The organism is Paraburkholderia dipogonis (assembly GCF_046027395.1).
Taxonomy (GTDB): Bacteria; Pseudomonadota; Gammaproteobacteria; order Burkholderiales; family Burkholderiaceae; genus Paraburkholderia; species Paraburkholderia dipogonis_A.
The window spans coordinates 38,917-48,421 of the sequence record NZ_JAQQEG010000057.1 but is presented as its reverse complement, the minus strand read 5'-3'; the positions used below and the strand labels follow the sequence as shown (position 1 = coordinate 48,421).

8 protein-coding genes are annotated in these 9,505 nt (G+C 62.3%); 2 read left to right on the top strand and 6 right to left on the bottom strand.

The genetic code is table 11. From position 1 onward, the window contains the following. Positions 1-300: 300 nt before the first annotated feature. Positions 301-699 (top strand): hypothetical protein, encoded by a 399-nt coding sequence (locus tag PQR32_RS37945; protein ID WP_408239729.1) that lies wholly within the window; start codon positions 301-303, stop codon positions 697-699. Between the two features lie 97 nt (positions 700-796). Here the strand turns inward: PQR32_RS37945 and PQR32_RS37940 are convergent, their stop codons facing one another. The 3 genes from PQR32_RS37940 to PQR32_RS37930 form a co-directional block, all read right to left on the bottom strand. After that, positions 797-2,203 carry a methyl-accepting chemotaxis protein gene (locus tag PQR32_RS37940; protein WP_408239726.1) on the bottom strand — a complete coding sequence of 469 codons (1,407 nt, stop codon included), beginning with the start codon at positions 2,201-2,203 and terminating at the stop codon, positions 797-799. 515 nt (positions 2,204-2,718) lie between these two features. Then, on the bottom strand, positions 2,719-3,675 hold the full coding sequence (locus PQR32_RS37935; protein WP_408239723.1) for an alpha/beta fold hydrolase: 957 nt from the start codon (positions 3,673-3,675) through the stop codon (positions 2,719-2,721). A gap of 106 nt (positions 3,676-3,781) precedes the next feature. Further along, the gene (locus PQR32_RS37930) at positions 3,782-5,272 is read right to left on the bottom strand and encodes a flavin-containing monooxygenase (protein WP_408239720.1); all 1,491 of its coding nucleotides are present in this window, start codon (positions 5,270-5,272) and stop codon (positions 3,782-3,784) included. 144 nt (positions 5,273-5,416) lie between these two features. Here PQR32_RS37930 and PQR32_RS37925 point away from each other — a divergent pair, with 144 nt between their 5' ends. Next, positions 5,417-6,106: a TetR family transcriptional regulator gene (locus tag PQR32_RS37925; protein ID WP_408239717.1), complete on the top strand. Its 690-nt coding sequence runs from the start codon at positions 5,417-5,419 to the stop codon at positions 6,104-6,106. 104 nt (positions 6,107-6,210) lie between these two features. On the opposite strand, the gene PQR32_RS37920 is transcribed toward PQR32_RS37925, so the two are convergent. The 3 genes from PQR32_RS37920 to PQR32_RS37910 form a co-directional block, all read right to left on the bottom strand. Beyond that, the gene (locus PQR32_RS37920) at positions 6,211-7,410 is read right to left on the bottom strand and encodes a tetratricopeptide repeat protein (protein WP_408239714.1); all 1,200 of its coding nucleotides are present in this window, start codon (positions 7,408-7,410) and stop codon (positions 6,211-6,213) included. A gap of 88 nt (positions 7,411-7,498) precedes the next feature. Further along, on the bottom strand, positions 7,499-8,179 hold the full coding sequence (locus tag PQR32_RS37915; RefSeq protein WP_132374200.1) for a PspA/IM30 family protein: 681 nt from the start codon (positions 8,177-8,179) through the stop codon (positions 7,499-7,501). A gap of 569 nt (positions 8,180-8,748) precedes the next feature. Next, positions 8,749-9,384, bottom strand: a complete 636-nt coding sequence (locus PQR32_RS37910; RefSeq protein WP_408239711.1) for a hypothetical protein — start codon at positions 9,382-9,384, stop codon at positions 8,749-8,751. Positions 9,385-9,505 lie beyond the last annotated feature (121 nt).

Here is a 9,505-nt window from a genome sequence, read left to right as displayed (position 1 = left end):
TGAGCGGTCGATCGCGGAGATGGATCGCATCTCCGAAGAGATACGCACCGGCAAGCGCCAATAGCCCTTAGGGGGTAAATGGGTGATCTGTGCATAAGTACGTGCAGGCAACTTCGCCCAGCAGGGGCGGCCGCATGGTGATGCCAGTTATCTGAAAGAACGAACGCGCTGATGGTCAACGTTGTCACATCGACTTGGTCACAGCGTGCCCCGCAAATGTCCCTTTGTTGGCTTGGCGATCGTGCGCTCAGGATCAAACTCGGCCGATGGGCGTAATCAATAACCAAGAAGGAGGCAGAAATGAATGTTAAAAAAATATTACTGTTCTTCATGCTGGCAACAGCTTCCGGCATAGCGCAGGCACAGGTCAAACTCATGTTGTTCGGAAGCGCAGGCCATGACGTTTATTTGGGCTGTCTGAACTGCTCAGATGTGGCACCCGACTCAGTCCACAACGATATCGGCCAATACGGTTCAGACATTTCGCCGCAGAGCATCTTCAATGACATAGGCCAGAACGGGTCAGACATATCTTCTGAAAGCCCTTGCAATGACATAGCATCTGATCCGCCTGTTATCGTCGACACAAATGGCGGATTCCACGGGTATCTGACGTTCAATGATACGCATCCCAAAGCAGTCACAGATCAGAACATCCTGGCGTGGTTAAAACATAACGTCTGCAAGGTGCAACGCTGACCGCCCCGAAGGGCGGCTTTCGAGCGGCGCGGATGGCTGGAATGGGTGCGGTCACGGCCCGTCGTACCCAGGTGGAGCGCAATGCGCAAGAAACAACTCAAACCTTATACCCAACCCGAACCCCACCCCAATGCCGCCCGCTAACAAAAACCGGCGCCGACGCATCCTTCATCAACACAAACTCCCCACCCCCCATATCCCGCCGATACGTCTGCAACAAAAACCGCTTGGTATGTGAAGCCGCAGCAATGCCGGTCCGATCATCGAACATCCGTCGGTTCCGGCAATTCGCCGTATTCCAGATCACGTCATCAGCACGCTGCGGCAAAGAGAACTTCAGATTATGCGTCGGCAAATAACCCCGCAAATCGACCGCCGCACAAAACGCGACTCGTGGATCGAGATCAAGCAAAGGCTCCTGAATAGCGGGCAACACCCGGTCGGTCAATGCAGTAAACCGCGTCAAAAACTGCGGAGGCTGACTCCCAGCCACCGGCACGTAATGCTGATCGAACAGATCCTCAATCGACACTTCACCACGTGCCACTGCCGTTTCGAATGCCTTGCTCACCGCGGCCGCCGCCCGCTGCACGGCCTCGATAAAACGCGTGTCCGCCGTTTCCACACCCGTAGCGGCGGTCAGTTCGATCAGTGTTTCGGACACACCGAGCAGATTCCCCAAACGGTCCTTCGCCTGCACAAAGTTTTCGCTCGAGTCCTCGACGCCGCTCGCCATTTCCAGCACCTGTGCCTCGAGTCCGCCGCACTGCGATTCGATCTCGCCGGTCAGCACGGCGATCTGTCCCGCCTCGTCGTTCAGATGCGCGATCGCATCGCCAGTTGCATGCACGACGTCGCCGATCTTGCGCGTGCCTTCGCGCACCCGGTGCGCCCGCGCGGTGTTCACGGAACCCTCGCTGATCAACTGCTCGGTCTGTTGGGTGAGTTTTGCCAGCGTCGTCTCGATCTGCCCGGTGGCTTGCGCGGTCTTCGCCGAGAGGTTCTTCACCTCGGCCGCGACGACCGCGAAACTCTTGCCGGAGTCGCCAGCGCGCGCGGCTTCGATCGCGGCATTCAGTGCCAGCAGATGGGTCTGACGGGCGATCAGCGAAATCTCCTCGGAGACGCGGCTCACGTGCGCCAACGCGCTGCGCAGCGCGCCGATCTGATTTTCGATGACCGTCACGCCTTCCACGAGTCCGTGGATGTCGGCCAGCGACGCTTCGAGTGTCTGTTGCGATTCCTGCACGCCGGTCGCGGCTTCAGCGGATACGTGACTCATTTTCTGCGCGGCAGCGGCAATGCGATGATTGCCCGCGAGCGTCTGCGCAGCCGATTCGCGCAGCGCGCGGCATACTTGCGCCTGGCGTTGCACGCGTGCGGCGACTTCCTCGACGTGGCCCGATACGTCGCAGATCTCTATGCCCAGTTTGCCGGCTTGCGCGGCAATATCGCCGACGACCGTATGCGAACGGGCCGCCCGGCGAAAGCTGAAACGCGTCATGGTGTCTCCTTTGTCGACCAGAGTTGGCGCTTTAGCGCTTACTCTGGTCCCATGCAAAGCGGTCGACCAGAGTTGGCGCTTTAGCGCTTACTCTGGTCCCATGCAACTTGTTTGCTGATGGCGCGCTCGGCGCATTCAGTTGGCGCAGTCACCCAGCGCGGATTCAGCGTCTCCTCGACGCGTTTACGGCGGACTTTCAAGCGACTTGATACGGGGTATCCCGCAGTCGTTATGATGTGCGGTCGAACTGTGAACCACAGCCTTATCCGCAGACCTTTCCGTCTCTTACCGGCAACCCATGATCGACACCTTCGCGCGCGTTTCGGGCTGGCAACAGCTCTATCACCTGTGGGAGCTGATCGTCATGCTCTGCAAGTTTCTCTGGGGACTATTGCGCCTGCTGGGCGGCGGTTGAGCGCGTCGACGCGGCGGGAGGGAAGGGCGTGCGAGATCCACGCGCGACATGCACACGCGAAGCATCCATTGAATGAATCAGCGGGAAAGAGGCAGCCAGGTCAGTCCGGCGCGCCGCGCGTGCCGAGAAACGCGCGCAAATCGGCCATCACGCGCTCGGGCGCTTCTTCCATCGGAATATGGCCGAGCCCCGGATACATGACCGACTTCGCACCCGGAATGCGGCTTGCGAATTCGGCCGCGTGCGCAGTCGGAATCCAGCGATCCTTCGCACCCCATAGCACGAGCGCCGGCACATCGAGTGTCTTCAGCACGTCGGTGTCGACTTCCTTGAAGTCGAGCGTCGGCACCATCTTGCCGATCGCGGTACGCGTGTCTTCACCGTGGAAGAACTCGACGTAACGTCGCAGCGTCACCGCATCGATCTTGCGCGGATCGCCATAGACGTTGCGCACCGCGCTTTTGACGATGACCTCAGGCAGCCACCACGGCGAACTGATACGCACCAGCGCGCTGTTGAACAGGCCGATGTAAATCGGCAGTTTCATCGGGAAGCCGGCCGAGTCGATCAGCACGAGCCGTTCGACGGCTTCGCGATGACGCACCGCATAGTCCCACGAAATCAGCCCGCCGAGCGAGTTGCCCATGAAGGTCGCGCGCGAGACGCCGAGTGCCTGCAGGAACGTGTCGATGAAACGCCGATAGGTCGGCAGATTCATCGTTTCGATTTCGCCGTCGCTGGAGCGCAGCGGTCCTGTCACGCCGAACGGCGGCAGATCGAGGCGGATCACGCGATGCTCGCGCTTGAGTTCATCGGCGACGCGATTCCACGTGTGCAACGAAGACGCGAAGCCGTGAATCATCACGATGATGTCGCCGCTGCCTTCATCGACGTAATGCACGTCGGCGCCCATGATCTTCACGAATCTGGAGCCGCTTTGCGTATAGCGCCGCCGCAATTCGTCGCGCGGCACGCTGGTGATGCCGAGGCGCGCGGCGAGCGAGCGCGGCGGCAGCGGGGATGTCGAGGCGGGCGTGCTGGAGTCGATGCTTGCCATGTTTTGTTGTCTCCCTTGTAGTTCGATTTTGTAATTCACCTGGCTTCGAATCGGATTGCATCGGCGGCGTCTCGCTCTCCCAGTCCATCACGCGCCGCGCACGGCGTCAGGGCGCGAAGCGATAGTCGTGTGGACGCACACGCCGCGTCCGTTTGCGAAAGCTGAAGGTGAAGCCGGGCCACAACGCGGTGACCTTGCCGTTTCGGGTCTGATACCAGCTGCGACATCCGCTCGCCCACACGGAGTGCTGCATGTCCTTCTGCAAACGCGCGTTGAAATCGCGCTGCACGTCGGATCGCAGATTCATCGTGCGTGCGTTGCGGCGACGCAGTACGCGCAGGCAATCGGCGATGTACTGCACTTGCGACTCGATCATGTAGAGCAGCGAGTTGTGGCCGAGCCCGGTATTCGGGCCGACGATCATGAAGAAGTTTGGAAAGTTCGCCACGCTGACGCCGAGGTAGGCTTCCGGCCCGTCGCGCAGCCACAGGGCGCTGAGATCCGCGCCGTCGACGCCGGTTACGTCGAACGGTGCGCCGACGTCGTTGACCTGGAAGCCCGTACCGCAAATGATCGCGTCGGCGCGGCGATGCACGCCGTCTTCGGTCACGATGCCGTCGGCGACGATCTCGCGGATGCCGCTCGTCACCACGTCGACGTTCGGCTGGCTGAGCGCGGGATAGTAGTCGCTCGACAGCAGCACGCGCTTGCAGCCGAACCAGTAGTTCGGCGTGAGCTTGGCGCGCAGGACAGGGTCCTTGACGCGTCGTTCGAGGTAGCTCAGGCCGAACTTCATCGGCACCTTCATCAGTTTCGGATTGACCACGAACGCGATGGCGCGCGATTCGAGTTGCCAGTAGATCGCGCTGCGCACGAAGCGCTGCGTGAACGGCAGATGGTGGAACAGCCATCGGGCGCGCGTGTCGATCGGCTTGTCGGGCTTGGGCATGATCCATGGCGCGGTGCGCTGGAACAGATCGAGGTGCGCGACGCGCGGCTGGATTTGCGGCACGAACTGGATCGCGCTCGCGCCGGTGCCGATCACCGCGACGCGTTTGCCTTCGAGCGGATACGCATGATCCCAGCGCGCCGAATGAAACAGCTTGCCTTTGAAGCCCTCGAGTCCGGCGATCTTCGGCATGGCCGGGCGGGACAGCGGGCCGCTCGCGGCGATCACCACATCGGCCTCGATGCTTTCGCGCACGCCGTTCAGATCGAGTTCGACATGCCACACCTGGCGCGCTTCGTCGAAACGCGCCGCGGCCACGCGCGCGTTGCAACGCACGTAACGCTCGACGCCATACTTGCGGGCGCAATGCTTCAGATAGGCGAAGATTTCCGCCTGGCCGCCGAACGCGCGCGACCACGCGGGATTCGGCTCGAACGAAAACGAATAGAGATGCGAGGGCACGTCGCAGGCCGCGCCGGGATACGTGTTGTCGCGCCACGTGCCGCCGATATCGCTGGCCGCCTCGTAAATCGTGAACGACGTGATGCCCATTCGCTGCAGGCGAATTGCCATGCCGATGCCGGCAAAGCCGCTTCCGACAATCGCGATGCGTGGCGCGGCAGATGGGGCGGATGAAGCAGGCGTCACGGCGGTCTCCGGCATGGGGTGAAGTCAAGCGTCGACATGTGTCTACGGCAACATAACGCGCAGGGTAGACAACTGTGCACTCGGCGTCAAGATCGTTTAGAGTACTGCTATTAAACGCGCGTAGCGCGCATCGATTGAAAACACATGACATCCGTATCCGACGCGGCAGCCGCCGCGGAGCATGGCATTGCCGCAGGCCAGGAATTGCCGGCCGGCAAGCGCAAACTGATCGAAGCCGCATTGCGCCTGACGGCGGGCGGCCGCAGTTTTACGAGCCTGGGTTTGCGCGAACTGGCGCGCGAGGCGGGGCTCAATCCCAATACGTTCTATCGTCATTTCGACACGCTCGACGAACTGGCGCGCGAAGCCGTCGAATCGGTGAGCCGCCGTTTGCGGCCGATGCTGCGGCGTGAGCGCTGGCTCGCCGCGCATGACGAGCCGCATAGCGTGCCGCGTCGCGCCTGCGTCGCGTTCTTTGCGTTCGCGCTGGAAAACCGCGAGGCGTTTCTGAGCGCGCTGGCCGAATATCATGGTACATCGCCGGCATTGCGCGAGGCGGTGCGCGCGAACCTGCACGAGGTCTCGGCGGAAATGGCCGACGACGTCGTTCAACTGGAACTGATGCCGACGCTCACGCGTGAAACTGTCGATGAAATCTGCACACAGATCGTGCTGCAACTCTTTCATCTGTCGGCTGACTATATCGACGCGGACGACGCGCGCCGCGATGCGCTGATCGCCTATGCGGAGCGCTTCATTGTCAGGCTGTTCGCGGGTTCGGTGTTGCTGGCGCAGCATGAGCCGGAAAAGGTGCCGGTGCCGATGCAGGCGTGAAGCCTCAAAAAGACGAATCGCCATAACAAAACAGGCTCCAAAAGGAGCCTGTTTTCATTGACGCATGCTTGCCTGACTAATCGGATTTTCAGCAGCGCCGAAGCTCAGGTGTTGTCGTTCCAGCCGCCGGAGTCGTCGTTGCTGCCCATGTCGACGCCGCCGCTGTTGTCGCTCCAGTCGTTCGAGCCCTGTCCGAAGTCGAGGCCGCCGCCATTGCCGCCGTCGTTGCCACGACGGCGCGCTTCGTCGTCGACGACCACGTCGCGCTCCACCACACGCTCACGTCCGGAGTTCAGCGCTTCGCCGAGCAGCACGCCGGTCAGCAGGCCGCCCATGCCACCGCCGAAACCGCCGCCGCCTTGCTGCACGATAACCGGCGGCTGTTGCTGATACGGTCCTTGCTGCGGATAGGGCGCTTGCGGCGGATTGCCGAAACGTTCGGCTTCCTGCGCATACGGCGACTGTTGCTGCGCGCTGGCGGCCGGTGCGGCATACGGATCGGGCCGGCCCTCGAGGCGCGCGCGCATGCTGCCGAGTCGTTGCTCGAGCTCGTCGAGCTGATACGGCGGCAGCGGATTCTTGCTGCCCGACAGTGTTTCGACGAGGCCGCGCAACTGGTCTTCGGTGGCCTCGACTTCCTTCTCCAGCGCCTCATGACCTTGCACGGTGGAGAGCTTCACATCGAGCTTGAGCGAACGCACGGTGTTGAGCATCTCCGTGGCGCGCTTGAGCTGCACGCGACGCTCGTCGTCGGCGCGCGTATCGCCTTGCGTGCGGGCGCGGCGCAAGGTCCAGCGCAGCACCAGCGCGATCACGCCGACGAGGACAAGGATGCCGATCCACATGCCCATACCCGGACCATGCCGTTGCGGCGCTTGCGGCGCCACGGCCGACTGTTGTTGCACGGACGGCGCCGTCTGCTGCTGCGCGAACGGGTTGGGCGCGCGGCTGGTCGTGTTGCCGCCCGCGGCGCCTGCGCGTTCCGCGTCCTTGCGAATACGCGCTTCGGTTTGCGCGAAGCGGGTCGGGTCCGTGAAGCGGATTTGCGGGTCGAGTGTCTTGGCCTGCTGCACCTGGGCGAGCGCGTCGGCGGAACGGCCTTCGCGATCGAGCACCTGGGCGTACAGATAGTGGGCGCGCGCATTGTTCGGATGCGCCTGCAGCACTTCGCTCAGACCGGCGTCGGCCTGTTGCCAGTTGCCTTGCGACATGGCCGATTCGATCTGCTGAACGGTGGGCACAGCGAACGCCGCGGCCGACACGAACAGCAGTGAGGCAAACGCGGTTGCGAGAATTTTTTTCATTTACGGACCGGGCGCGTTGCGCCCGTCTCCTTCAGTCGATTCCGGCGGCTCACACGAAGGCCGCCGGTATGTACTGCTGCTGACGCAATTACTGGGCCGGCGTGTTGATCTGCTTCTTCAATGCTTCGAGACGATCTTCGACGGACGGGCCGCGGTTCAGATCCGCGAGCTTGTCTTCGAGCGCCTTGCCGCTCTTCACGTCAGCCGAATTCAGGCGTGCGTCCGAACGGGCATTCGACAACGCGACCTTGTCTTCGAGCTTCTGGAAATCTTCGGACAGATTCTTGCCGCCGATGCCGCCCAATGCCGTGGCTGCCACATCTTTCGCCTGAGCGATCTGCTGCTTGGCTTGCAGAATGTTCGAGCGTGCGTTCAGGTCGTTGCGACGCGTGCGCATGTCTTCGATCTGACTCTTGAGCTGCGCCACCGACGGCTCCAGCGTAGTCAGTTCCTTCGCGAGCGCATCGCGCTCGGCTTCGGCCGTGGCTTGCGCGCCGAGGGCTTCACGCGCTAGCGCTTCGTCACCGGATTGCAGCGCGCGTTTCGCGCCGTCTTCGTATTTCTTCGCCTTGTCCGCGGCAACATCGCGCTTGCTTTGCTGCGTGGCCACTTGTGCCTGGATCTCGATCAGCGAGTTCTCGGCTTTGGCGATGCTCTCGTCGAGTTCGCGCACGATCTGGCGCGAGTCGCGCGACGGATCCTGCACGGAATCGGCTGCGTCGTTCAGGAGACCTTTAAGCGTGCGCGAAATGCTGTCAAAAAGCGACATGAAAACCTCCAAAGAATGTAAACGGCGCTGAATAATCCCGCGCGCTTAACCGCATTCAACTGCTACTTTACGCCGCTGCGCGCGAAGCTGCGCAACGTTCGGACCGGAGTTCGGGGCGCGCGCGCCGATTGCAATAGCGGCGACGTAAATTGTTCGATTCGAATATCGAGTGACAAACAGCTCAAAGGTTAAATCGCGCGACCTGTCATTCAGCCGCTCGCGGATATTACACCACGCGCTCTCTTAAAACCGACTTAAAGGGCGCGATGACAAATTGGCCAACTTTGCGCGCGGCAAGTGTCGCTGGCGTGAATGGATGCGGTGCGCGTGTGCTTTGTTTGCGTCCGTTGTCGCCGTACGTGAGCATGGCTGAACACGTCCAGCAGCCGTGCATTCAACGACACAAAAGACGCGTACGCCACGCGTATTTTCAATGCGTAACGAGCCGCTGCGAATCGCTCGGTGAATGCCAGGCTTGCATCGCCGAAAGCTCGCGCATTTTGAATGACGCGATGTAACGATATGCAACGCGGCGTTACGCGTCGTGCGACATGCGTCGCCCATGCTCATTACGCGAAACGGCCGCCTTTCGTGCTCGGATCGCCGAGCGGATCGTCGTCGTCGCGCGGCGTGTCGATGCGCGGGCGCTTGAGCACGCTGCGCAATTGCGCTTCCGTATCGGTCTGCTGGGGCGCGGATCCTTCCGCCGCGGCTGCTTCGGCCGCCGCCATGCGCGCGACGGCTTCGGCCGTTGCCGCGGCTTCCTCGTCGATGCCGGCGGCGAGGGCGGCGGCCAGACCTGCCGGCAATAACGGCGCGGATTCAGCCTCTGCTTGCCCTGCTGGCGCACTCGGCAACCCGCTCGCAGCCGGGGCCGGTGCAGTGGATCCCGCCGCGTTATTCGTGGACGCGCCGGTCGCGCTGTCGCCGTGTGTTTGCAAAGCCGGCGGCAATGCGGCGCGCGCATGCCGCGTGCCGCGCGCGACTCGTTGCAGCGCGGCGTCGAGCGCGTCCGGCGCGCGGGGCGCGCGCAACCGGTCGACGATGCTCGCCGCTTTCACCTGCTCGCTGGTTGCGCCGAAGCTCAACACCGCGCGCCGCATCAGCTCGCTGACGCTAATCCCCAGATTCTCGGCGGTGGAAGTGATAGCGCGTTTCTGCGCGGTCGTGACGAATACGACGATGCGTTCGCTGGGCTTGTTCATAGTCGGCTCGCATACTTGTTGGCATGGGCGGTTCAAAGCGTGCATTTGGCGGACGCCGTGGCGCGAGCAGGTGTTGGCGCGCGCCGAGACCATCATATGACGAGTTGCCCCGATGCGGAAC

What these genes read in the sequence shown, in the direction of transcription:
- PQR32_RS37945 (WP_408239729.1), top strand. Translation starts at nt 301, where the DNA reads ATGAATGTTAAAAAAATATTACTGTTCTTCATGCTGGCAACAGCTTCC.
- PQR32_RS37940 (WP_408239726.1), bottom strand. Translation starts at nt 2,203, where the DNA reads ATGACGCGTTTCAGCTTTCGCCGGGCGGCCCGTTCGCATACGGTCGTC.
- PQR32_RS37935 (WP_408239723.1), bottom strand. Translation starts at nt 3,675, where the DNA reads ATGGCAAGCATCGACTCCAGCACGCCCGCCTCGACATCCCCGCTGCCG.
- PQR32_RS37925 (WP_408239717.1), top strand. Translation starts at nt 5,417, where the DNA reads ATGACATCCGTATCCGACGCGGCAGCCGCCGCGGAGCATGGCATTGCC.
- PQR32_RS37920 (WP_408239714.1), bottom strand. Translation starts at nt 7,410, where the DNA reads ATGAAAAAAATTCTCGCAACCGCGTTTGCCTCACTGCTGTTCGTGTCG.
- PQR32_RS37915 (WP_132374200.1), bottom strand. Translation starts at nt 8,179, where the DNA reads ATGTCGCTTTTTGACAGCATTTCGCGCACGCTTAAAGGTCTCCTGAAC.
- PQR32_RS37910 (WP_408239711.1), bottom strand. Translation starts at nt 9,384, where the DNA reads ATGAACAAGCCCAGCGAACGCATCGTCGTATTCGTCACGACCGCGCAG.